The organism is Cupriavidus sp. 05N38 (genome assembly GCF_056397345.1).
Genome location: NZ_JBFTNF010000002.1, coordinates 432,935 through 455,480, shown reverse-complemented (window position 1 = coordinate 455,480; position 22,546 = coordinate 432,935). Strand labels below are relative to the sequence as shown.

The window sequence follows — 22,546 nt, the reverse complement described above, 5'->3', positions numbered from 1 at the left end:
GGGCAGGCCGGCCAGCCAGGCGCCATCCATGGCCTCGCACCGCTTGCCGCGCGCCGGAAAACCGATATGACCGAAATCTCGCTGGGAGCCGGCCAGCAGCGCCGCGCCTTCTGGCTCAAGCACCTGCATCAGTGGCACTGGATCAGCTCGGCGCTTTGCCTGATTGGCATGCTGCTGTTTGCCGTGACCGGATTTACGCTCAACCACGCCGGCCAGATCGAGGCCAGGCCGCAAGTGGTCACCCGCACGGAAAGCGCGCCCGCCGCGCTGACCGGTTCGCTGCGCCAGCTCAAGCACGGCGACAAGGGCCCGGTGCCCCCCGTGCTGGCCGAGTGGCTGGCACGCACGCTGGATATCGACGCCGCCGGGCGCGAGGCCGAGTGGTCGGGCGAGGAGATCTATGTTTCGCTGCCGCGCCCGGGGGGCGATGCCTGGGTAAGCCTGGCGCTGGATACCGGCGAAGTGCAGTACGAGAAGACCAGCCGCGGCTGGATTTCCTACCTGAACGACCTCCACAAGGGCCGCAATACCGGCCGCGCGTGGAGCCTGTTCCTCGATGTCTTCGCCGCGGCCTGCCTGATCTTCAGCGTCACGGGGCTGTTCCTGCTCAAGCTGCATGCGGGCGGGCGCATGGCGACATGGCCGCTGGTCGGCCTGGGGCTGGTGGCGCCGCTGCTGCTGGCCCTGCTGTTCATTCACTGAGCGCGCGCTTCGCCGTTCAACCGTTTCACCTTCAGCTGCTAAAAACGAGGTTTCGCTATGCGTCGATTGCTCACCGTCACTCTCACCGGCATGGCCGCGGTACCGTTCGCCAGCCCGGCCGTGGCGGCCGAAATGAACGTCAAGGTCGAGATCCCGCGCCTGAACGTCGCGGAATACCACCGGCCCTATGTCTCGATGTGGATCGAGCGCGCCGACCAGAGCCCGGCCGCCACGCTGGCGGTCTGGTATGACGTCAAGCACAAGGATGGCGAAGGCACCAAGTGGCTCAAGGACATGCGCCAGTGGTGGCGCAAGGCCGGGCGCGACATGCAGATGCCGGCCGACGGCATCTCCGGCGCCACGCGCGCCGCCGGCGAGCAGACGCTCACTTTCAGCGACGGCAAGACGCCGCTGGGCAAGCTGCCCGCCGGCGACTACCAGCTGGTGGTGGAAGCCGCGCGCGAGGTCGGCGGCCGCGAACTGCTGCGCGTGCCGTTTGCATGGCCTCCCAAGGCGGCCGCTTCGGCCAGGGCCAGGGGCGAGCACGAACTGGGCACGGTCTCGGTCGACCTCAAGCCCTGAGCGGCATGCTGCCGTTTCGTCGCCAGCCTTTCCCTTCCACAGCCCGGCTTGTGCAGCCGGAACCCGATTCCTTGCCCGCTTCCCTTAGGAGCATGACGATGAAGACGATCGCCACCAAACTGTCCGTCCGCGCCGCCGCGCTGGCCCTGGCCGCGCTGATGCCGCTGGCCGCCCATGCCCACCGCCAGTGGCTGCTGCCGTCGGCCACCGTGCTCTCGGGCAGCGACCCGTGGGTGACCGTGGACGCCGCCGTGTCCAACGACCTGTTCTACTTCGAGCACGTGCCGCTGCGCCTGGACAACCTGGCCGTGACCGCGCCCGACGGCGCCGCCGCCAAGGTCGAGAACGCCAGCACCGGCCGCTACCGCAGCACCTTCGACGTACACCTGACCCAGCCCGGCACCTACAAGGTGGCGATGGTCAGCCACGGCCTGTTCGCCAGCTACAAGGAAAACGGCCAGACCAAGCGCTGGCGCGGTTCGCCCGAGGCCTTCGCCAAGGAAGTGCCGGCCGGCGCGCAGGACCTGCAGGTGACCCAGGCCGACAGCCGCCTGGAAGCCTTCGTCACGGCCGGCAAGCCGAGCGCCAGGGTGCTGCAGACCACGGGCCGCGGCCTTGAGCTGGCTCCGGTCACGCACCCGAACGACCTGGTCGCCGGCGACGCCGCCAGCTTCCGCCTGTTGCTCGACGGCAAGCCCGCCGGCAATGTGAAGGTGGCCGTGGTGCCGGGCGGCATCCGCTACCGCGACCAGCTGCAGGAGATGTCGCTGACCACCGACGCCGACGGCAAGTTCAGCGTCAAGTGGCCGGCGCCGGGCATGTACTGGATGGAGGCCGAGGTGCGCGACGACAAGGTCGCCACCAAGGAAGCCAAGGTCCGCCGCGCGAGCTATGCCGCGACGGTGGAAGTGCTGCCGCAGTAAGCGCGCTTCCCGCGCGCTTCAAGCGCGGGCGGGCCGCCCCCGGCGCAAGTCCGGCGGCCCGCGCAAGCCATGAGCCCCCAGCGGGCTTTTTGTCTTTGCGGATCGCGTCTCCAGGCTGGCGTCATTTTCTTCAGCCTCTTGTCGTCGTTTCTGACCTATTCCAGCTTTTTCCAACTCCTCCCGCTTGGCCCGCATGCAGCGCGTCCTTATTCCTCTCTCGCTCGGCGCGGCGCCGCCCGCGCCCGATGCGGCCGCGCGCGTGTGCCGGCTGCAGGGCGAGACCATGGGCACCACCTGGTCGGTGGCCTGGGCCGCGCCGCCGGGCAGCCCCGCCGCGGCGGCGCTCGACGCCGGCATCCGCGCGGTCCTGGCCGGCGTGGTCGCGCAGATGAGCAACTGGGAGGCCGGCTCCGATCTCAGCCGCTTCAACCGCGCCGCGCCGGACAGCTGGCAGGTATTGCCGGCGGACTGCTTTGCCGTGCTGCAGGCCGCGTTGCAGGTGGCGCGCGACAGCGGCGGTGCCTACGACCCGAGCGCTGGCCCGCTGGTTGACCTGTGGGGCTTCGGCCCGGCACCGCGTCGCGATGTCGCGCCGCCGCTGGCCGAGATCGAGCAGGCCCGCGCCCTGTGCGGATGGCAGCGCATCGAACTCGATCCCGAAAGCCGCCGCGCGCGCCAGCCCGGCGGCGTGCGCCTGGATTTTTGCGCCATCGCCAAAGGCTTTGGCGTGGACGCGGTGTCGCGCTACCTGGACGCGCAGGGCCTCGCCAGCCACCTGGTGGAGATCGGCGGCGAACTGCGCGGCCACGGTGTCAAGCCCGACGGCATGCCGTGGTGGGTCGCGCTGGAGACGCCGCCCGCCGCCGCGGGAGCCGCCGGCGCCGACACGCTCGTCGCGCTGCATGGCCTGGCCGTGGCCACCTCGGGCGACTACCGGCGCTACTTCGACAGCGGCGGGCGCCGCTACGCCCACACGCTGGACCCGCGCACCGGCTACCCGGCCAGCCACGCGCTGGCCTCGGTCACGGTGCTGCATCCCCAATGCATGATGGCCGACGCGCTCTCCACCGCGCTGACCGTGCTCGGCCCCGAAGCCGGCATGGTGTTCGCGCGCCGCCATGCGCTTGCCGCCCGCTTCCTGGTCCGCCACAGCGGCGGTTTCGACGAACGCCTGTCGCCGGCCTGCGAGGCCATGTTGTCATGAACACGCCATGAACACGCCATGAACACGCCCGAGAGCGCATCCTCCCTGCCGATCGACCTGCCCGCCCCCGCGGCCGAGCCGCCGCGCGCCCACGCCGGCCAGGCCGCCCGGCGCAGCCGCATGCACCAGGCCGTGACCGCGCTGGGCGTGCTTGCCGGGCTGGCCGGCGTCGCCCTGGGCTTGCTCGCCCCCAGCCGCGCGGGCATGGCCGCCGGCGTGGTGGTCGCCTACCTTGGTTTTTGCGCGGCCGTGATCGCGCGGCACCGCCGCCGGCACGCGCGCCCGGCCCAGCTGGCACAGCCGCGCGAAGGCGCCACGCTGGTTGCCTATGCCAGCCAGAGCGGGTTTGCCGAGCAGGTCGCGCTGCACACCGCGCAGGCGCTGCAGGACGCCGGCGTGCCCGCGCAATGCCTGGCCTTCGATCAGCTCGAAGCGGGGCGCCTGGCGCATTGCCGGCAGGTCCTGTTCGTGGTCAGCACCACGGGCGAGGGCGATGCCCCCGACAGCGCCTCCGGCTACGCGCGGCGCCTCACGGCAGCGGCCGGCACGGGCGGCCTGCGCGAACTGCGCTACGGCATCCTCGCCCTTGGCGATCGCAGCTACGCCAACTTCTGCGCCTTCGGCCGCGCGCTCTCGGCGTGGCTGCAACGCCAGCAGGCGCAGGCACTGTTCGACATGGTGGAAGTCGACAACGGCGACGCCGGCGCGCTGCGCCACTGGCAGAACCACCTCAGCGCGCTGGGCGGCGGGGTCGAGATCGCCGACTGGGACAAGCCCCGCTACACCGACTGGCACCTGGCCGAGCGCCGCCTGCTCAATTCCGGCAGCCCCGGCGCGCCCGCCTTCCACCTGGCCCTGCTGCCGCCCGCAGGCGCACCCGCCTGGCAGGCCGGCGACATCGCCGAGATCGGCCCGCGGCTCGCGCCGGCCGAGGTCGGCCGCATGCTGGACAAGCTCAAGCTCGACGGCATCACGCCCGTGCGCTGCGACGGTGCCGCCACCACGCTGGCGCAGGCGCTGGCCACCCGCATCATGCTGCCCGAGCCGCATCTCGTCGCGCTGGCCGGCGTGGCGCCGCAGCGCCTGGTCGACACGCTGCCGCCGCTGCCGCACCGCGAATATTCGATTGCCTCGCTGCCTGCCGAGGGCCGGCTCGAACTGCTGGTGCGCCAGACCCGCCACGACGACGGCCGCCTTGGCCTCGCCTCCGGCTGGCTGACCGCCCACGCGGCGCAGGGCGCCGCCATCGCGCTGCGCATCCGCACCAACCGCGGCTTCCATCCGCCCGCCGACGAGCGCGCGCTGATCCTGATCGGCAACGGCACCGGCCTGGCCGGGCTGCGCGCCCACCTCAAGGCACGCGCCGTCGCCGGCCACCATCGCAACTGGCTGCTGTTCGGCGAGCGCACCGCGCAACACGACGCCTTCCACCGCGACGAACTCGCGGCGTGGCAAAGCGAAGGCGTGCTGCAGCGCATGGACCTGGTCTACTCGCGCGACGGCGGCCCGCTGCGCTATGTGCAGGACGCCGTGCGCGCCGCCGCCGGCATGCTGCGCGAATGGGTCGAAGACGGCGCGGCCATCTATGTGTGCGGCAGCCTGCAAGGCATGGCCGGCGGCGTCGACGCGGCGCTCACCGAGGTGCTGGGCGAAGAAGCGCTGCTGCGCCTGGGCGAAGCCGGGCGTTACCGGCGCGACGTCTATTGAGGCGGCCGACCGCCGCGGCGCTATGCCGCGGCCACCTCCATCAATCCGTCCACCACCACCGCCCCGTCCGCGCCCGCCATCACCGGATTGAGATCGATCGAGCGGATTGCGCCACCGGCCTCGTGCATCAGCCGGCCCACGCGTACCGCGATCCGGCACAGCGCGGCCACGTCCACGGCCGGCTCGCCGCGCACGCCCGCCAGCAACGGTGCGATGCGCAGTCCGGCCACGGCGCGCGCCACCGCGGCCTCGCTGCACGGGGCCAGCAGCACGGCGGTGTCGCACAGCACTTCGACGTACTTGCCGCCGTCGCCGACCAGCACCACCGGCCCGAACACCGGGTCCCAGTGCGCGCCCACCATGCATTCGCGCTCGCCGCGTTCCATGCGCGCCACCACCACGCCTTCGCAGGCGGCGTCCATCCTTTGCAGGATGTCGGTCTGCACGATGTAGGCATGCGCGACGGCATGCTCGTCGTTGCAGTTGAGCGCCACCAGGCCATGCTCGCTCTTGTGCGGCACCTGCGGCGAACTGGCCTTGACGGCCACCGGGCCCTTCAGTTCGCGCCAGGCCGCCACGGCTTCGTCCGCGCTGCGGCACAGCTTGTGGGCAACCACGGGAATGCCGGCCGCCGCCAGCCGGGCCAGGCTGGCGGCCTCGCTCAGGGTTTGCGTGGCGGGTGTCGCGGGCGCGGCGGCCTTGCCGCTTGCGCGCGGCCGGTACGTTGCCGGCAGAGCGTCTTCGTGCGCGATCTCGCGCAACTGCTGCTGGTGCGTGACGAGTTGCGCGAAGGCGGCCAGTGCGTCGGCCGCGCTGTCATAGGTGGGCACCCCGGCGGCGCGGAACGCCGCCGCAACCGGCGGCTGCCATGCGGCCACCGCGATGGGCTTGCCGGCGCTGGCGGCAAAGGCCGCGGCGTCGCGCGCGAAGCGCGGCAGCTCGTAGCCCATGCCGGCCACCGGGATGTCGAGCAGCAGCAAGTCGGCGGCCGGGTCGGCGGCCACCACTGGCAGCACGTCGCCGAACAGGCCGCTGTTGGTCAGCAGCGCCGCGGTCACGTCGACCGGATTCGCGGTGGCGGCGAAGCCGGGCAGGCGTTCGGCCAGCGCCGCCTGCGTGGCGCTGGCCAGCGGCGCCAGCGTGAGTCCGAGCGTTTCTGCCGCATCGGCGGCCATCACGCAGCTCGCGCCCGAGTTGCTCACCACCACCAGGCGCCGCCCGCCGGCCTGCCAGCCGCGCAGGTAAAGCGGCGCGCAGCGCGCCAGCGCGTGCGCATCGTCGACGCGGCAGATGCCGTGGCGCGCCAGGAAGGCGCTCACCGCGCGGTCCTCGTTGGCGATGGCGCCGGTGTGCGACGCCGCCGCGCGCTGGCCCGCGCTGGAGCGGCCGGCCTTCACGGCGACCATCGGCACGCCGCGCCGGCGTGCCACCGCCGCGGCTTCGGCCAGCACCGCCGGGTCGGTCAGGCTCTCCAGGTACAGCAGGATCAGCTTCACGTCCGGGTCGTGCGCCACGGCCAGCGCCAGTTCGCTGACCGTGATGTCGGCCTCGTTGCCGGTGGCGTGCATGTGGCGCACGCCGATGCCCTGGCCGCGCAGCAGGCCGTAGACCATGGCACTGACGCCGCCGCTCTGGCTGACCACGGCCACCGGCCCGTCCTGCGGCGGTACTTCGATGAACATGGTGGAGAAGCTGGCGATGGTGCCGGTGCCGAAGTTGGCGAGGCCCTGGCTGTTGGGCCCCACCAGGCGCAGCCCCGCGGCGCCTGCCACGCGCACCATCTCGTCCTGCTGGCGGCGGCCTTCCTCGCCCGCCTCGCCGAAGCCGGAGGCGATGACGATGGCCGCGGCCACGCCCAGCCGCGCGCAGTCGCGCACGGTCGCGACCGCCGCCTCGCCGCTCACCACGATGATGGCCAGCTCCGGCACCTCGGGCAGCGCATCGAGCGAGGCAAAGGCGGGCAGGCCCTGGATGGTGTCGCGCTGCGGGTTGACCGGGTAGAGCTTGCCGGCGTAGCCGTGCTCGCGCATGTAGTGGATGGGCCGGCCGCCGATCTTGTGGATATGGTCGGAGGCGCCGATCACCGCGATCGAGCGCGGCGCCAGCAAGGCTTGCAGGGTCTGGTTCATGATGAATTGCAGCGTGAAGGCGAAAGGATGAGTGTGAGAGAGAGAGGGCGGGAGTCAGTCGATGGTGGCGCCGGAGGCCTTGACCACCTTGCCCCACTTGTCGATCTCGCGCGCGAGGAACTGACCGGTGGCGGCCGGCGCGGTCCATTCCGCGGCGAAACCCTGCGTAGCGAACCTGGCGCGCACGTCGTCCTGCCCGAGCACGGCCTTGAGCGCGGCGCTCAGCGTGCCGATCACGGCGGGCGGCGTGCCGGCCGGCGCCAGCAGCGCGTTCCAGGCGGTGGCCTCGTAGCCGGGCAGCCCGGCTTGCGCCACGGTGGGCACGTCGGGCGCGGCGGGCGAGCGCGCCGCGCCGGTGATCGCCAGCGCCTTGAGCCGGCCCTCGCGCACGAAGGGCATGGCCGAGAGCATGGTGTCGAACATCACGGTGGCCTGCCCGCCCATCACGTCGGTGAGCGCTGGCGCGCTGCCCTTGTACGGCACGTGGGTCATGTGCGTGCCCGCCATGCTGTTGAACAGTTCGGCGGCAAGATGCGTGGATTGCCCGTTGCCCGAGCTGGCAAAGCTGACCTGATCCGGCCTGGCCTTGGCCAGCGCGATCAGCTCGGTCACGTTGCTGGCCGGCGTGGCCGGCGCCGTCACCAGCACCAGCGGGCCGCGCGTGAGCAGCGACACCGGCGCGAAGTCCTTCTGGGTGCTGTAGCCGGGCTTGCTGAACAGCGTCATGTTGATCGCGTGCGCGGTGGTCGCCACCAGCAGCGTATAGCCGTCGGGCGGCGACTTGGCCGCCGCCTCCGCGCCGATATTGCCGCCCGCGCCTGGCCGGTTCTCCACCACCACCGGCTGCTTGAGCTGCTCCGCGAGCTTTTGCCCGACCACGCGCGCGACGATGTCGGTGGGGCCGCCGGGCGGGTAGGGCACGACCAGGCGCAGCGGCTTGGCGGGCCAGTCCTGTGCGTGCGCGCGGGGCATGCACAGCAGCGCTGCCGCGACGGCGATGGCGCCCGTCAGCAGGGCGAGCGCGGGCCGCCGAAGCGGCAAGGTTCGGTTCATGTCAGTCTCCTCGGTTTTGGTGAAGCAGGCCGTGCGGCGGCGCGCCGGGTGCCGCCTGCTGCTGCGGCTTGTCGCCGCTGTCTTGCTATTCGCGCCGGAAGCGCAGCAGCGTGAGCTCGCCGTGGCGCAGGAAGCCGGCGCGCACGCGCTCGCCGATCGCCACGCCGGGCTCGGCATGGGCCATCACGCGCGGGCCTTCGTCCAGCGTGGCCAGCACCAGCGTGTAGGGCGCCAGCGCGCGGAACGCATCGGTCGGCGCGCGCGCGACTTCGGTCACGGCGTGGACGGTGGCGCCGCCGCCGGCGTCGCGCCAGCCCAGGCGCGTGCTGCCGCAGGCACGGCAGGCATGGCGCTGCAGCGGCTGCCACGCGCCGCAATCATCGCAGGCCTGGTAGCGCACGATACCGGCGTCGAGGCCGGACTGGTAGGTGTGGCTGGCTTGGTCGGTGGTCATGGCTGGTTCCGCGGGGGCGCTGTGCATTGCTGCTGGTTTGCTCCCCTCTCCCACGCCGTGGGAAAGGGGCCGGGGGAGCGAACCCGGGGGCTGGCGAGGGGCGGCATCATTGCGCCTCCAGCACCAGGCTCACATGCGACGACAGCACGCCGCCGTCCGCATGGAACAGGGCGCGCTTGCGCCGCGGCAGCTGCCGCGTGCCGGCCTTGCCGGCCAGTTGCCGCCCGGCTTCGGCCAGGTGCATCAGGCCACCCGCCACGCCCGAGTGGCCGAAGGCGAGCAGCCCGCCGTGCGTGTTGAGCGGCAGCGCGCCGTCGCGGCCAAAGTCGCCGGCGGCCAGCCGTTGCGGCGAGGCGCCGCGCGGCGCCACGCCGAGTTCCTCGAGCAGCATCGCCAGCGTGATGGTGAAGGAGTCGTAGATCGCCAGGTAGTCGATATCGGCAACGGTGTTGCCGGCCTCGCCGAGCGCGCGGCGCGCGGCATCCGCCGCGCCCGTGGCCAGCACGCTGTCGAGCGTGCACAGGTGCTGGTGACGGTGCGCCTGCCCGGCGCCGGTGATGCGCACGGGCCTGCCGCTGCCGCCGCCATTTCCCGGTTCGGCCGACACCACCACCGCCACCGCGCCGTCGGAGATCGGGCAGCAGTCCGACAGCCGCAGCGGCGAGGCGATGGGCTTGGCGGCGCGCGCCGCGTCGAGCGTCACCGGCTCGCGCAGGTGGGCATCGGGATGCCCGGCCGCATGCTCGCGCATCAGCACCGCGAAGCCGCTCAGGTCGTCGGCATGCATGCCGGTCTCGTGCAGGTAGCGCGACGCCAGCAGCGCGTAGTACGCCGGCACCGAGGCGCCGTTCGGCACCTCCATGTCGGGCTCGCCCACCTGGGCCAGCGTCTGGATCGACTGGTCGCGGCTCTGGCCGCTCAGGCGGTTCTCCCCGGCCACCACCAGCACGTTGCGGCAGCGCCCCGCGCCCACCAGCTCGCGCGCCAGCATGGCCATCACGCCGCCGGTGGCGCCGCCCGATGCCACGCCGTGCGCGTACGCCGGATCGAGCGAGGCGTACTCGCAGAAACGCGTGGCCAGCATCAGGTGCGGCAGCGTGGTGGCATAGCCGCACAGCACGCCGTCGATGTCGGCGCGCGCCAGGCCGGCGTCGGCCAGCGCGGCGTCGGTGGCGGCCGCCATCAGGGTCAGCGGCGTGCTGCCCTCGATGCGGCCGAAGCGCGTATTGCCCGCGCCGCGCAGGTAAGCTGCATTTTGCATATCGTCTCGGTCAGTCCATCGCGTTCATTGCCCGGCGCTCATCGCTTCATCAGCGGGCACTGCGACTTGGCCGGCGGGATGAAGGCCTGGTCGCCCGGCACCGTGGCCAGCAGCTTGTAGTAGTCCCACGGGTACTTCGACTCGGCCGGCGTCTTGACCTCGAACAGGTACATGTCGTGCACCATGCGGCCGTCTTCGCGGATGCGGCCGTTCTTGGCGAAGAAGTCGTTGATCGGCATGGACTTCATCTGCTTCATCACCGCCGCGGTCTCGTCGGTGCCGGCGGCCTGGATGGCCTTCAGGTAGTGCATGACCGAGGAATAGGTGCCGGCCTGGCTCATGTTCGGCATCTTCTTGAGCTTCTCGAAATACCGGCGCGACCACGCGCGCGTGGCATCGTTCATGTCCCAGTAGAAGCCTTCGGTCAGCAGCAGCCCGGACGCGGTCTTCAGGCCGATCGCGTGGATGTCGTTGATGTACAGCAGCAGCCCCGCCATGCGCTGGTTGCCGCCCCTGGTCAGGCCGAACTCGCTGGCCGCCTTGATGGCGTTGACCGCGTCCCCGCCGGCGTTGGCCAGGCCCACCACCTGCGCCTTGCTGGCCTGCGCCTGCAGCAGGTAGGAGGCGAAGTCGCTGGCGCCGATGGGGTGGCGCGCGGCGCCCAGCACCTTGCCGCCGGTCTCGTTGATGACGTTGGTGGCGGATTCCTGCAGCGTGTGGCCGAAGGCGTAATCGGCGGTCAGGAAGAACCAGGTCTTGCCGCCGCGCTGCACCACCGCGCGCGCGGTGGAATTGGCCAGCGAATACGTGTCGTAGGCATAGTGCACCGACACCGGCGTGCACAGGTCATTGGTGATGCGCTCGGTGCCCGGGCCGGAGAACACCACAATGCGGTTCTTCTGCTTGGCCACTTCCAGCACGGCCAGCGCGGGCGCCGACGCGGCCACGTCGAGGATGGCGTCCACATGGCCGGTGTCGAACCATTCGCGTGCCTTGCTGGCGGCGATATCGGCCTTGTTCTGGTGGTCGGTCACCACCAGTTCGATCTTCTTGCCCAGCACCTTGCCGCCGAAGTCGTCGATCGCCATCTGCGCCGCGGTGGCGCTGCCGCGCCCGGTCACGTCGGCGTACAGCCCGCTCATGTCGAGGATCAGGCCGATCTTGACTTCGTCGTCGGAAATGCCGGGCTTGGCACCTTGCGCGCCGGCCTGGCCGGCGCCGCACAGCAGCGCGGCGGCCAGCGCCAGCACGCCCAGCGGGCGGCGCAGCAGCGGATGGTTGCGGTTCATGGTGATCTCCTCCATGGGCCTTGGTGGCCCGCGTTCTTCTTGGTTTCTATGAAACAGCGGGGAACCGGGCGGCGGCTAGACCGTCGCCACCGGCGTGGTGGGCGAGCCCACCGCGCCCGGCAGCCGCAGCGGCGGCGCGGTGAGCATGAAGCGCGAGCGCTGGTTGGCGCGCAGCCATGCCGCCAGTTCCTTCATGTACCAGAGCTCGCCTAGCGGCAGGCCGAGCTTGAACAGGCAGTGGTGGTGCAGCGGCAGCAGCGGGTGGTGCGTCTCGCCGGCCGGCGCGGGGCGCGCGGGATAGCGCTCCACCGCGTAGTTGTCGGCGATCAGCGCGGCGATGCCGGCATCGGTGATCCAGTTCAGGAGCTTGTCGTCGCGGCCGTCGAGCGCGCAGCAGCTGTGGTGCAGCACATTCTCGTCGGGCTCGCGCTGCATCGACAGCACCACCTCGGCAAAGCCGGTGCGCAGCAGCAGCATGTCGCCGCTCTCCACCTCCACGCGGTCGGCTTCGAGCACGCGCATCAGGTCGTCGTAGCCCACGTTGCGGAAGTCCTGCCCGTAGTTGTGCGCCAGGTCCACCAGCACGCCGCGGCCCTGCATGCCCTTCACGGCGAAGTTCTCGATGCCGAGCGCGCGCGCCTCGCTGTGGTCGTGGCCGCAGGCGTGCGCGGCGAAATGGTCGTCCTCGGCGTAGTCCACCGGGCCGACGATATGCTCGTTGGCGCGATAGCCGTTGTAGTAGACGCGCTCGGCGCGGCCGTCGCCGTCGGCGTCGAACAGCGCGCCCACGTGGGCCAGCGAATCCCATTGCGTGGAATACTGCAGCGACAGCAGCACCTGGTCGTCGCTGATCACGTCGGTGGCGGCGGGATCGACCTTGGCCAGCGGGAAATTCACGTAGGGGATGTCGTCGCGGAAGGTGGGGCGCAGCACCGGCGGGTTGCGGCGCGGGTTGAGCTTGTTGCCGCCCGGGTAGTCCAGCGGCAGCGACAGGCAGAACGACAGCCCGGCCTGTATCTCGCGGGCGCCCTTGCGGACCTGCTCCGGGCCGATCAGGTTGACGCGGCCAAGCTGGTCGTCGGGCCCGAAATCGCCCCAGTTGGAACCCTGTGGTCGTTGCTTCCAGCGCATGCTCTATGCCTCCGGTTGTGGGTTTGCGTGCGCGGCGGCCGTCTTGCGTGGCCGCCGTGCAATGGATGATTTTGGCGTGGGGGGGGTCCAGGCCGCGCACACGATCTCGGCTTCGCGCCGCAGCGCGCGCGCCAGCGCCGGCTCGCGCTCGGTGATGCGTTCGTTGAGCGCGGCGATGCTGATGGCGCCGAGCGGATAGCCGTCGGGGTCCGGCAGCGCGATGGCGATGCCGCCCATGCGCTCGACCACCACATCCAGCAGTACCGCATAGCCGCGCGCGCGGGTGGCCTCCACCTCGCGCAGCAGCAGGGCGCTGTCGATGCGCGGGTAGCGCTTGAGCGCGGGCGCGATGCAGCGCACGGCGGCCTCCACCTCGGCATCGGGCAGCGCCGCCAGCAGCGCCAGGCTCCCCGCGCCCACGCCGAGCGGACGCCGGCTGCCCACGTCGAGGTAGTTCGCGCGGATCGGGAAGGTGCCCGGGCGCAACTCCAGGCACACCGATTCGCAGCCGCTCGGCACCGACAGGATGGCGGTGTCCTCGAACGCCTGGGCCAGCCGGATCAGCGCCGGCCGCACGGCGGAGCGCGGGTCGATGCGGCGCACGCTGGTCGCGCGCAGGGCCAGCCATTCGGGGCCGAGCGAGAAGGCCTTGGTGTCGGCATCGCGCGCGATAAAGCCCTCGGCGGCCAGCGTGTCCAGCAGGCGCAGCGCAGAAGCCTTGTCCACGCCCGCCGCGCCGGCGAGGTCGGTCAGGCGCGTATTGCGCGGGTCGGACAGCGCGCGCAGCAGCCTGCAGGCCTTCTGTAGGGAAGTCGTCGGGACCGTCACGCGTGCGCACTCCGGGCAGAGGATTGTTTCAGGGAATGAAACCGGTTTGGTGGTTATAGACGCCTGTACCGGCCTCGTCATTCTGCGCTGCATCAAAGTTTTGCGGGATGAAATTCGTGCGAAGGCCTTGCCGGAACGCGGGGGCGCTTGCCCGGCGGGCGCCGGATTCGACCGCCAGCGCCGTCTTCCGCTATCCTTGGCGGCATTTCGCCGCGCCGGCAGGCGTGGCCAACCCATGCCGTACCCGCCCCTTCCAGGAGATTCCAGATGGTTCGCCGAGCCCGCCGCCTCGCCGCCGTACTTGGCCTGAGCGCCGCCGTGGGCGCCGCCGGCACCGCGCTGGCAGCGCCGCCGGCCGCCAACAACGCCGCCGCGGCGTCCAGCACCGAGCGCTACCAGGTGGCCGGCCTGGAAAAGCCGGCCAGCATCCTGATCGACCGCTGGGGCGTGCCGCATATCTATGCCAATACGCTGTACGACGCTTTCTACGTGCAGGGTTTCATGGCCGCGCGCGACCGCCTCTGGCAGATCGACCTGTGGCGCAAGCGCGGCCTGGGCGAGATGGCCAGGGACTTCGGCGCCGCTTACGTGGAGGGCGACCGCGCGGCGCGCGCCGTGCTGTTCCGCGGCGACATGTACCGCGAGTGGCTGGCCTATGGCTCCGACGCCAAGCGCGTGGCCGAGGCGTTCGTGGCCGGCGTGAATGCCTACGTGGCGCAGACCGAGGCGCGGCCAGACCTGCTGCCGCCGGAGTTTCGCGTGCTGAACTACAAGCCGGCGCGCTGGCGCGCCGAGGACATCGTGCGCATCCGCCACCATGGCCTCACCCTCAACTTCACCGGCGAGATCGACCGCGCGCAGATCTACTGCCACGTGAAGCCCGACGCCGTGCGCGCCGACTGGGTGCGCCGCGAGCTGGACCCGCCCGTCACGCCCAGGCTGCCGGACGGCCTGGACCCGTGCGCGCTGCCCGCCGCCGAGTTGCGCCGCGCCTATGAGCTGGCCACCGCGGCGCCGAGGTTCCCCAAGGAGTGGTGGAGCTCGGCCGCGGCCGGCAACATCCCGCACGAAGCGCTCTACGCCGTGCTCGACAACAACAGCGACACCGCGCGCAGCCTGGGCTCCAACAACTGGGTCATCGCCGGCGCGCGCACCGCCACCGGGCGGCCCATCCTGGCCAACGACCCGCACCGCGCGCACGGCGCGCCCAGCCTGCGCTATATCAGCCACCTGAACGCGCCTGGCCTGTCGGTGATCGGCGCCGGCGAGCCCTTCCTGCCGGGCATCTCGATCGGCCACAACGGCACCGTGGGCTTCGGCCTGACGCGCTTCTACATGGACCAGGAAGACCTCTACGTCTACGAGACCAACCCGGCGCAGCCGCGCGAGTACAAGTACCGCGGCCGCTGGGAGCCGATGGAAGCCGTGACCGAGGAGATTGCCGTCAAGGGCGAGCCCGCGCCGCGCAAGGTCAGCATCGACTTCACGCGCCACGGTCCGGTGCTCTACGCCGACGCCAAGGGCAACCACGCCTATGCGTTGCGCGCGGCCTGGCTGGATCTCGGCATGGCGCCGTACTTCGGCTCGATGGACTATATGCGGGCCCAGAACTGGGACCAGTTCCGCGCCGCCATGAACCGCTGGGGCGCGCCCGGCGAGAACCAGGTCTATGCCGACCGCGACGGCAATATCGGCTGGATTCCCGGCGGCCTGACCGTGATCCGCCCGAACTGGGACGGCCTTACCCCGGTGCCCGGCGACGGACGCTACGAATGGGCCGGCTACCGCAACATGGACGAGCTGCCGTGGGCCTACAACCCTGCCGCCGGCTTCGTGGTGACCGCCAACGAGAACAATATCCCGCCCAAGCATCCCGCTGCGAAGATGGGGGTGGGCTACGAGTGGAGCGACACGGCGCGCGCGCGGCGCCTCAAGAGCCTGGTCGCGGCCAATGCGCATTCGACGGTGGCCGACAGCATGGCCTGGCAGAACGACACCACCTCGCTGCCCGCGCTGCGCGTGGTGGCGCTGCTGGCCAATGTGCGCAGCGACGACGCGCAGGCCCAGCGCGGCCTGGACCTGCTGCGCGGCTGGGACGGCAACGAGCGTGCCGACAGCGCGCCGGCCGCGCTGTTCGAGGTCTGGTTCAGCAAATACCTGCGCCCGGCGGTGGTGCGCGCGGCGCTCTCGGCGGACGGCGCGCGCCTGGCCGGCTACGGCGATGCCAGCCGCGTGCTGGCGGTGCTGGAGCGGCCCGAGCCGTGGATGCCGGCGGAGCGCCGCAACGATGTCATCGTGAGTTCGCTCAAGAGCGCCATGACGGAAGTGGAGCGCAAGCTGGGGCCCGATCCGAAGACGTGGCAATGGGGCAAGCTGCACACCGCCGTGTTCGACCACCCGCTGCACCCGATCCTCGACGCCGCCGCGCGGCAGCGCTACGAAGTCAACGCCGGTCCCATCGGCGGCTCGTCGTTTACGCCGATGAACACCAGCTACCGCAACAGCGACTACCAGCTCACCGCGGGCGCCTCGTTCCGCATGGTGCTGGACGTCGGCAACTGGGATGCCTCGCGCGTGGTCAACACGCCGGGCCAGTCCGGCAATCCGGCCAGCCCGCACTATCGCGACCTCGCGCCGCTGTGGGCCAGGGGCGAGTACTTCCCGCTGCTCTACACGCGCAAGGCCGTGGAGAAGGAGAGCCGCGAGAAGGTCGAGCTGGTGCCGCAGTAACGTGGCTAAGCGGCTAAGCGGCTAAGCGGCTAAGCGAAGGCCACCGGCGCCGCCAGCGCCATCTCCAGGATGCGCGCCACATGCAGCGCCTCGCGCTGCGCGCCATCGTGGATCTGGTGGCGGCAACTGGTGCCGTCCGCCACCAGCAGGGTATCCGCATCCGCCTTGCGGATGGCCGGCAGCAAGGCCTGCTCGGCCATCCGCATCGAGGCGTCGTGGTGCTCCGCCTCATACCCGAAGCTGCCGGCCATGCCGCAGCAGGATGATTCGATCAACTCGGTCTTCAGGCCGGGGATCCATGACAGCACTTCCTGCACGGGGCGCACCGCGTCGAACGCTTTCTGGTGGCAGTGGCCATGCAGCAGCGCCTGGGTCGCGGCGAGCTGCGCGAGGGCTGGCGCGAAGCGCCCGGCCGCGCGCTCGCGCACCAGGAATTCCTCGAACAGGAAGGCGTGCCCGGCAAGCTGGCGGGCGGCGTCGCCATAGCCGTACTGGAGAAACTCGTCGCGCATGGTGAGCAGGCAGGATGGCTCGAGCCCGACCACCGCCACGCCGCGTGCGACATGGGGCAGCAATGCATCGAGCGTGCGCCGTGCCTCGGCCTTGGCCTCGTCCACCAGGCCGGCGGCGAGGAAGGTCCGCCCGCAGCACAGCGCGCGCTGGCCCGGGGCGGTGCCGAGATGCACGGTGTAGCCGGCGGCTTCCAGCACACGCCGCGCGGCGCGCGCGTTGGCGGGCTCCATGTGGTTGTTGAAGGTGTCGACGAACAGCAGAACCTCTTTGCCGCCTTCCGCCTTTGCGGAGGTGCCGCGGGCGTCCGCGCCCTGGAGGAAGGCGGGCTGCCAGCGCGGCAGCGTGCGCCGGGCCGACAGTCCCAGCACGCTTTCGCTCAGCCTGGCCAGCAGCGGCACGCGGTCGCGCAGGTTGAACAGCCATGGCAGGCGGCTGGCCACGCCGGCGTAGCGCGGCATCCAGGCCACCAGGCGGTCGCGCGCGGACAGCCGCCCGGCGCGCGCGTGGGCTGCCCGTACTTCGATCTTCATCTTGGCCATGTCGATGCCGGTAGGGCAGTCGCGCTTGCAGCCCTTGCATGACACGCACAGGTCCAGCGCGTCCTTCACCGCCGGCTCCAGCAGGCCTTGGGGCCCGAGCTGGCCGGACAGCGCCAGGCGCAGCGTATTGGCGCGCCCGCGCGTGAGATGCTGCTCGTCGCGCGTGATGCGGTAGCTCGGGCACATGGTGCCGGCGTCGAACTTGCGGCAGTGGCCGTTGTTGTTGCACATCTCCACCGCGGCGGCGAAGCCGTTGGCGGGATCGAGCCCCGTGCCTGGCGCGCTTTCCGCCTCGGTGACCGGATCGCGCATGACGTTCCACGCGGACCAGTCGAGCGCGCCCGCGAAGGGCTTTACCGTGTAGCCAGGCGGGAAGCGGAACAGCGCCGCTTCATCCATGCGCGGCGTGCGCACGATCTTGCCCGGGTTGCAACGGTGTTCCGGGTCGAACAGCGCCTTCACTTCCTCGAACGCGTGGTTGAGCGCGGGGCCGAACTGCCACGCCACCCATTCGCCGCGGCACAAGCCGTCGCCGTGCTCGCCGGAGTACGCGCCCTTGTATTCGCGCACCATGGCCGCGGCCTCTTCGGCGATGGCGCGCATCTTGGTGGCGCCGTCGCGGCGCATGTCCAGGATGGGGCGCACATGCAGCGTGCCGACGCTGGCGTGCGCGTACCAGGTGCCGCGCGTGCCGTGCTTGTGGAAGACCTCGGTCAGGCGGCTGGTGTACTCGGCCAGGTGCTCGAGCGGCACCGCGCAGTCCTCGATGAAGGAGACCGGCTTGCCGTCGCCCTTCATGCTCATCATGATGTTCAGGCCGGCCTTGCGCACTTCCCACAGCGCCTTCTGCGGCGCGGCTTCCGGCATCTCCACCACGGCGCCGGGCAGGCCCAGGTCGGCCATCAGCTCGACCAGCCGCGCCAGCCCGCGCAGGGTTTCGGCGCGCGCCTCGCCGGCGAACTCGACCAGCAGGATGGCCTCGGGCTCGCCCACCAGCGCGCGTTCGATCACCGGGCGGAAGGCGTCGTTGCGGCGCGCCAGGTCGATCATGGTGCGGTCCACCAGTTCCACCGCGGCGGGGCGCAGCCCGACGATATGGCGCGTCATCTCCATCGCCTGGAAGAAGGAGGGGAAGTTGATCACGCCGAGCGCCTTGTGCACCGGCAGCGGCGCGAGTTGCAGCGTGATGCGCCTGAAGTAGGCCAGCGTGCCTTCGGAACCCACCAGCAGGTGCGCCAGGTTGGCACTGCCGTCGGCCGTGTAGGGACGCTCGCTTTGCGGATGGAAGATATCGAGGTTGTAGCCGCCCACGCGGCGCAGCACCTTGGGGTACATCTGCGCGATGGCGTCGCGCTCGCGCTCGGCAATGCGGCGCACGCCGTCGGCGATATGGCGGTGGGCGGCGCCCTCGCCGGGCCAGCGCGCGTCGAAGCGCACCTCCTCGCCGCCGGCGAGGATGGCGTCGATGCCCAGCACGTTGTGGACCATATTGCCGTACTGGATCGAACGCGAGCCGCAGGAGTTGTTGCCGGTCATGCCGCCGATGGTGCATTGCGCGGCGGTGGACACGTCCACGGGAAACCACAGCCCGTGCGGCCTGAGCCAGGCGTTCAGGTGATCGAGCACGATGCCGGGCTGCACGGTGACGGTACGCGCGTCCTTGTCGAACGCGATGACCTCGTTGAGCCACTTGCTGTTGTCGATCACCAGTGCTTCGCCCACGGTCTGGCCGCACTGGCTGGTGCCGCCGCCGCGCGGCAGCAGCGGCGCCTTCAGGTCGCGCGCGATGTCCAGCGCGAGGCGTGCATCGGCCTCGTCGCGCGGCACCACCACGCCCAGCGGCATGACCTGGTAGATCGACGCATCGGTGGCGTAGCGGCCGCGGCTGGCCGTGTCGAACAGCACATCGCCGCGCAGCTCGGCGGCAAGGCGGCGCTGGAGCGCGGAGCCGGCCCGCGCGGCGCCCTGCATGCCGTGCGCGTCGCGGGGGATGAAGCGCAGTGGCTGGACGGCGGTGTTCTCGGTGGGCAATGCCATGGCTGTCTCTTCCTGGTGTGGGTGCAGGGAACGCAGCCGTGGCGCCGTCCTGCGCCGCATGCCTTGGCTTGCGGCGCGGCGTGCCTCAGGCCGCGTCCAGTCGATCTAGTTCGGCGATCAGCGCATCGCGCTTGTTCTTCAGGTGCTGGCGCAGGATCTCGCGCAGCGTCGCGCCATCGCGCGCGGCCAGCGCATCGAGCATGGCGCCGTGCTCGCGCACGGCCAGGTCCCATTTGTCCTGGTCGAAGTTGGAACGAAAGCGCAGGGCCTGGATGCGCAGGTTGATTCGGCGGTAGGTCTCCTCCAGGATCGGGTTGCGCGCCGCCGCGTTGATCGCGTCATGGATACGGCGGTTCAGGCTGTAGTAGTTCGGCAGGTCGCGCCGCGCGTGGCACGCCAGCATCTCGAAATGCAGCGCGCGGATCTCGGTCAGCTCCGCCGGCGTGATGCGCTGGCAGGCCAGCTCGCCGGACATGGCCTCCAGCCCGCCCATCATCTCGAACAGGTTGTCGATGGTCTCGCGCGAGAGCTGCACCACTTCGGCGCCCCGGTTGGGCAGCAGCGTGATGAGCCCGTCGCTGGCCAGCACCTTGAAGGCCTCCCGCAGCGGCGTGCGCGAAACCTGCAGCTGGTCGCACAGCACGCGCTCGTTGAGCCGAGTGCCCGGCGCGAGCTCGCCTTCGACGATCATCGTGCGCAGGCGCTGCGCCACCGCCACATGCAGGATCTGGCGGTCTACGGCGATGGCTTCGGGGGTCGAGATCATGTTCATGGCTTGACAATATTGTATTCAAAATCTACATTGGGGCAAGCAAGAACTTGCTTCGAGCTTGCCGGGCCGCACCGCGGCCCCGCCGCCGCCCCGCCAAAGCACAGCCAAATTCCCCGATAGGCCTTGAATTTACTGGGGTTTTTCCCTGATTGCAGCACGCGCGGCGGCACTACATTATCCCGTATCGCAGCGCCGCAGTGTGTCATTGTTTTTTGAATACAAAATTCAAAACCACGCCTGAGAGGTGACATGATCCGACTGAACTCCCATCCCAGCGGGCGGCATTTCCTGCAGATTCCCGGCCCCACCAATGTGCCGGACCGCGTGCTGCGCGCCATCGACCATCCCACCATCGACCACCGCGGGCCCGAGTTCCAGCAGCTCGGCAAGAAGGTGCTGGCCGATGTGCGCAAGGTCTTCCAGACCGCGCAGCCGGTGGTGATCTACCCGGCGTCCGGGACCGGCGCATGGGAGGCCGCGCTGGTCAACACGCTGTCTCCCGGCGATCGCGTGCTGATGTTCGAGACCGGGCATTTCGCCTCGCTGTGGAAGAAGATGGCCGACAAGCTCGGCCTGCAGCCGGAGTTCCTGGTGGGCGACTGGCGCCACGGCGTGGACGCCGCCGCCATCGGCGCGTACCTCGGGCAGGACCGTGGCCATGCCATCAAGGCGGTGTGCGTGGTGCACAACGAGACCTCCACCGGCGTGACCTCCGATATCGCCGCCGTGCGCCGCGCCATCGACGCGGCCGGCCATCCGGCGCTGCTGCTGGTCGATACGATTTCCTCGCTCGGCTCGGTGGACTACCGCCACGACGAATGGGGCGTGGACGTGACCGTGTCCGGTTCGCAGAAGGGCCTGATGCTGCCACCCGGCCTGTCCTTCAACGCCGTCAGCCAGAAGGCCATCGCGGCCTCGGCTTCGGCGCGGCTGCCGCGTGCGTTCTGGGGCTGGGACGAGATCATCGAGGCCAACAAGAACGGGTACTGGCCCTACACGCCGGCCACCAACCTGCTCTATGGCCTGTCCGAAGCCTGCGACATGCTGTTCGCCGAAGGGCTCGGCAACGTCTTCGCGCGCCACCAGCGCCACGCCGAGGCCACGCGCCGCGCGGTGCGCGCCTGGGGACTGGAGATCCTGTGCCAGAACCCGGCCGAATACAGCCCGGCGCTGACCGCGGTGCTGCTGCCGCAAGGGCATGACGCCGACGCCTTCCGCCGCATCGTGCTGCAGCACTTCAATATGTCGCTGGGCCAAGGCTTGTCCAGGCTGTCGGGCAAGGTCTTCCGCATCGGCCATCTCGGCGATTTCAACGACCTGACCCTGATGGGCACGCTGGCCGGCGTCGAGATGGGGCTGGCGCTGGCCGGCATCCCGCACCGGGCCGGCGGCGTGCTGGCGGCGATGGACAGCCTGCGCGCGTCCTCGGTGGCATTGGAGGCGGCGGCAAGGTAGGCGCGGTTCGCAGCACGGGCGGGCCCCGCGGTGCCGCCCGGCATGTGCCGATGTGCCGACAGAGCGCACGGCGATCCAACCAAAGGAGACAAGTCATGACCTTGCGTTTGACCTTGCGCGCGCTTGCGTGCGCCTCGCTGCTTGGCGCCGTGGGCACGCCCGCGCTGGCCTGGGAGCCGACCAAGCCGGTGGAGATCGTGGTGCCGTTCAGCGCGGGCGGTGCGTCCGACCAGATGGCGCGCTCCATCCAGGGCATCATCGCCAAGCACAAGCTGATGGCGCAGCCCGTCATCGTGCTCAACAAGGCGGGCGCCTCCGGCGCCGAAGGCCTGATGGACACCAAGGCTTCGCGCGGCGACGCGCACAAGCTGCTGGTCACTTCGTCCGCGCTCTATACCGTGCCGATGATCAGCCAGCTCCCGTTCAACTGGCGCGACCTCACGCCGGTGGCCATGGTCGCGCTCGACGAGTTCGTGCTGTGGACCAATGCCGAGGCGCCGTACAAGACCCCCGCCGACTTCGTCAACGACGCGAAGAAGATGGCCGGAAAAATGAAAATGGGCGGCACCAGCTCCAAGCGCGAGGACCAGATCATCACCGCGCAGGTCGAGCGCAAGACCGGCGCGAAGTTCATCTACATCCCGTACAAGGGCGGCGGCGAGGCCGCCACGCAGCTCTCCGGCAAGCACATCGACGCCAACGTCAACAACCCGTCCGAATCGATCGGCCAGTGGCGTGCCGGCGAGCACCGCGCGCTGTGCGTGTTCGCGCCGGCACGGATGAACTACTCGGCCAAGATCACCGCCACGCAAAGCTGGGGCGACATCCCCACCTGCAAGGAACAGGGCCTCGACGTGCAATACCAGATGCTGCGCGTGTTCATGCTGCCGGGCGGCGTGACGCCCGACCAGCAGAAGTACTACGTCGAGCTGATGCAGAAGGTGGTCGCCACGCCGGAATGGAAGGACTACCTCGAGAAGAACGCCCTCAAGAACGACTTCCTGGCCGGGCAGAAGCTGGTCGATTTCCTCGGCGCGGACGAGACCCGCCACAGGGACATCATCAAGGAAGCGGGATTCGTGGCGGCGCGGTAGGCGCAGGCGCCTCGCCGGGTTTCTTCTGTCTGTGTTTCTCCCCGCTCCCCGCTCTCCTCTGCGCGCTCCCGCTCGCGGGAGCGGGGAACACGGCACCGCACCATCCGCGTACTTGCACATCCTTCAACAGAAGACAGGCGCGG

17 protein-coding genes are annotated in these 22,546 nt (G+C 70.6%); 8 read left to right on the top strand and 9 right to left on the bottom strand.

From position 1 onward, the window contains the following. The first annotated feature begins 66 nt into the window (after positions 1-66). The 5 genes from AC1DK4_RS03020 to AC1DK4_RS03000 all read left to right on the top strand — a co-directional run bounded on the left by AC1DK4_RS03020 (position 67) and on the right by AC1DK4_RS03000 (position 5,118). Complete coding sequence (locus AC1DK4_RS03020; RefSeq protein ID WP_441611843.1) at positions 67-702, top strand: PepSY-associated TM helix domain-containing protein; 636 nt, start codon at positions 67-69, stop codon at positions 700-702. A 57-nt stretch (positions 703-759) separates the two neighbouring features. After that, positions 760-1,284 carry a DUF2271 domain-containing protein gene (locus tag AC1DK4_RS03015; RefSeq protein ID WP_441611844.1) on the top strand — a complete coding sequence of 175 codons (525 nt, stop codon included), beginning with the start codon at positions 760-762 and terminating at the stop codon, positions 1,282-1,284. A 98-nt stretch (positions 1,285-1,382) separates the two neighbouring features. After that, entirely contained in the window at positions 1,383-2,207 is an 825-nt protein-coding gene (locus tag AC1DK4_RS03010) for a DUF4198 domain-containing protein (RefSeq protein WP_441611845.1), read from the top strand. 193 nt (positions 2,208-2,400) lie between these two features. Then, entirely contained in the window at positions 2,401-3,411 is a 1,011-nt protein-coding gene (locus AC1DK4_RS03005; protein ID WP_477131380.1) for an FAD:protein FMN transferase, read from the top strand. Between the two features lie 120 nt (positions 3,412-3,531). Beyond that, positions 3,532-5,118 (top strand): sulfite reductase subunit alpha, encoded by a 1,587-nt coding sequence (locus AC1DK4_RS03000; RefSeq protein WP_441643135.1) that lies wholly within the window; start codon positions 3,532-3,534, stop codon positions 5,116-5,118. A 20-nt stretch (positions 5,119-5,138) separates the two neighbouring features. Here AC1DK4_RS03000 and AC1DK4_RS02995 read toward each other — a convergent pair whose 3' ends face one another. The 7 genes from AC1DK4_RS02995 to AC1DK4_RS02965 all read right to left on the bottom strand — a co-directional run bounded on the left by AC1DK4_RS02995 (position 5,139) and on the right by AC1DK4_RS02965 (position 13,263). Next, positions 5,139-7,247, bottom strand: a complete 2,109-nt coding sequence (locus tag AC1DK4_RS02995) for an acetate--CoA ligase family protein (protein ID WP_441611847.1) — start codon at positions 7,245-7,247, stop codon at positions 5,139-5,141. A 54-nt stretch (positions 7,248-7,301) separates the two neighbouring features. Further along, the gene (locus AC1DK4_RS02990) at positions 7,302-8,300 is read right to left on the bottom strand and encodes a tripartite tricarboxylate transporter substrate binding protein (protein ID WP_441611848.1); all 999 of its coding nucleotides are present in this window, start codon (positions 8,298-8,300) and stop codon (positions 7,302-7,304) included. 85 nt (positions 8,301-8,385) lie between these two features. Beyond that, on the bottom strand, positions 8,386-8,754 hold the full coding sequence (locus tag AC1DK4_RS02985) for a Zn-ribbon domain-containing OB-fold protein (protein ID WP_441611849.1): 369 nt from the start codon (positions 8,752-8,754) through the stop codon (positions 8,386-8,388). A gap of 106 nt (positions 8,755-8,860) precedes the next feature. Further along, the gene (locus AC1DK4_RS02980; RefSeq protein ID WP_441643112.1) at positions 8,861-10,015 is read right to left on the bottom strand and encodes a thiolase family protein; all 1,155 of its coding nucleotides are present in this window, start codon (positions 10,013-10,015) and stop codon (positions 8,861-8,863) included. Positions 10,016-10,053: 38 nt separating this feature from the next. Beyond that, on the bottom strand, positions 10,054-11,304 hold the full coding sequence (locus AC1DK4_RS02975; RefSeq protein WP_441611851.1) for an ABC transporter substrate-binding protein: 1,251 nt from the start codon (positions 11,302-11,304) through the stop codon (positions 10,054-10,056). A gap of 75 nt (positions 11,305-11,379) precedes the next feature. Then, positions 11,380-12,435, bottom strand: coding sequence for a cyclase family protein (locus tag AC1DK4_RS02970; protein WP_441611852.1), 1,056 nt, complete (start codon positions 12,433-12,435; stop codon positions 11,380-11,382). 3 nt (positions 12,436-12,438) lie between these two features. After that, positions 12,439-13,263 (bottom strand): IclR family transcriptional regulator, encoded by an 825-nt coding sequence (locus AC1DK4_RS02965; protein ID WP_441611853.1) that lies wholly within the window; start codon positions 13,261-13,263, stop codon positions 12,439-12,441. A gap of 267 nt (positions 13,264-13,530) precedes the next feature. Here AC1DK4_RS02965 and AC1DK4_RS02960 point away from each other — a divergent pair, with 267 nt between their 5' ends. Then, complete coding sequence (locus AC1DK4_RS02960; RefSeq protein ID WP_441611854.1) at positions 13,531-15,993, top strand: penicillin acylase family protein; 2,463 nt, start codon at positions 13,531-13,533, stop codon at positions 15,991-15,993. Between the two features lie 29 nt (positions 15,994-16,022). On the opposite strand, the gene AC1DK4_RS02955 is transcribed toward AC1DK4_RS02960, so the two are convergent. Together AC1DK4_RS02955 and AC1DK4_RS02950 are read right to left on the bottom strand one after the other, a co-directional pair. Further along, positions 16,023-19,082: an FAD-binding and (Fe-S)-binding domain-containing protein gene (locus tag AC1DK4_RS02955; protein ID WP_441611855.1), complete on the bottom strand. Its 3,060-nt coding sequence runs from the start codon at positions 19,080-19,082 to the stop codon at positions 16,023-16,025. An 85-nt stretch (positions 19,083-19,167) separates the two neighbouring features. After that, positions 19,168-19,854, bottom strand: coding sequence for a GntR family transcriptional regulator (locus AC1DK4_RS02950; protein WP_477131379.1), 687 nt, complete (start codon positions 19,852-19,854; stop codon positions 19,168-19,170). Positions 19,855-20,103: 249 nt separating this feature from the next. Between AC1DK4_RS02950 and AC1DK4_RS02945 the strand changes: the two genes are divergently transcribed. Then, on the top strand, positions 20,104-21,309 hold the full coding sequence (locus AC1DK4_RS02945) for a pyridoxal-phosphate-dependent aminotransferase family protein (protein ID WP_441611857.1): 1,206 nt from the start codon (positions 20,104-20,106) through the stop codon (positions 21,307-21,309). 95 nt (positions 21,310-21,404) lie between these two features. Beyond that, positions 21,405-22,403: a Bug family tripartite tricarboxylate transporter substrate binding protein gene (locus tag AC1DK4_RS02940; protein WP_441611858.1), complete on the top strand. Its 999-nt coding sequence runs from the start codon at positions 21,405-21,407 to the stop codon at positions 22,401-22,403. The last annotated feature ends 143 nt before the right edge of the window (positions 22,404-22,546 follow it).

Excerpts from the sequence above, each read along its gene's own strand:
- AC1DK4_RS03020 (WP_441611843.1), top strand. The coding sequence starts at position 67 with ATGACCGAAATCTCGCTGGGAGCCGGCCAGCAGCGCCGCGCCTTCTGG.
- AC1DK4_RS03015 (WP_441611844.1), top strand. The coding sequence starts at position 760 with ATGCGTCGATTGCTCACCGTCACTCTCACCGGCATGGCCGCGGTACCG.
- AC1DK4_RS03010 (WP_441611845.1), top strand. The coding sequence starts at position 1,383 with ATGAAGACGATCGCCACCAAACTGTCCGTCCGCGCCGCCGCGCTGGCC.
- AC1DK4_RS03005 (WP_477131380.1), top strand. The coding sequence starts at position 2,401 with ATGCAGCGCGTCCTTATTCCTCTCTCGCTCGGCGCGGCGCCGCCCGCG.
- AC1DK4_RS03000 (WP_441643135.1), top strand. The coding sequence starts at position 3,532 with ATGCACCAGGCCGTGACCGCGCTGGGCGTGCTTGCCGGGCTGGCCGGC.
- AC1DK4_RS02995 (WP_441611847.1), bottom strand. The coding sequence starts at position 7,247 with ATGAACCAGACCCTGCAAGCCTTGCTGGCGCCGCGCTCGATCGCGGTG.
- AC1DK4_RS02990 (WP_441611848.1), bottom strand. The coding sequence starts at position 8,300 with ATGAACCGAACCTTGCCGCTTCGGCGGCCCGCGCTCGCCCTGCTGACG.
- AC1DK4_RS02985 (WP_441611849.1), bottom strand. The coding sequence starts at position 8,754 with ATGACCACCGACCAAGCCAGCCACACCTACCAGTCCGGCCTCGACGCC.
- AC1DK4_RS02980 (WP_441643112.1), bottom strand. The coding sequence starts at position 10,015 with ATGCAAAATGCAGCTTACCTGCGCGGCGCGGGCAATACGCGCTTCGGC.
- AC1DK4_RS02975 (WP_441611851.1), bottom strand. The coding sequence starts at position 11,304 with ATGAACCGCAACCATCCGCTGCTGCGCCGCCCGCTGGGCGTGCTGGCG.
- AC1DK4_RS02970 (WP_441611852.1), bottom strand. The coding sequence starts at position 12,435 with ATGCGCTGGAAGCAACGACCACAGGGTTCCAACTGGGGCGATTTCGGG.
- AC1DK4_RS02960 (WP_441611854.1), top strand. The coding sequence starts at position 13,531 with ATGGTTCGCCGAGCCCGCCGCCTCGCCGCCGTACTTGGCCTGAGCGCC.
- AC1DK4_RS02955 (WP_441611855.1), bottom strand. The coding sequence starts at position 19,082 with ATGGCATTGCCCACCGAGAACACCGCCGTCCAGCCACTGCGCTTCATC.
- AC1DK4_RS02950 (WP_477131379.1), bottom strand. The coding sequence starts at position 19,854 with ATGAACATGATCTCGACCCCCGAAGCCATCGCCGTAGACCGCCAGATC.
- AC1DK4_RS02945 (WP_441611857.1), top strand. The coding sequence starts at position 20,104 with ATGATCCGACTGAACTCCCATCCCAGCGGGCGGCATTTCCTGCAGATT.
- AC1DK4_RS02940 (WP_441611858.1), top strand. The coding sequence starts at position 21,405 with ATGACCTTGCGTTTGACCTTGCGCGCGCTTGCGTGCGCCTCGCTGCTT.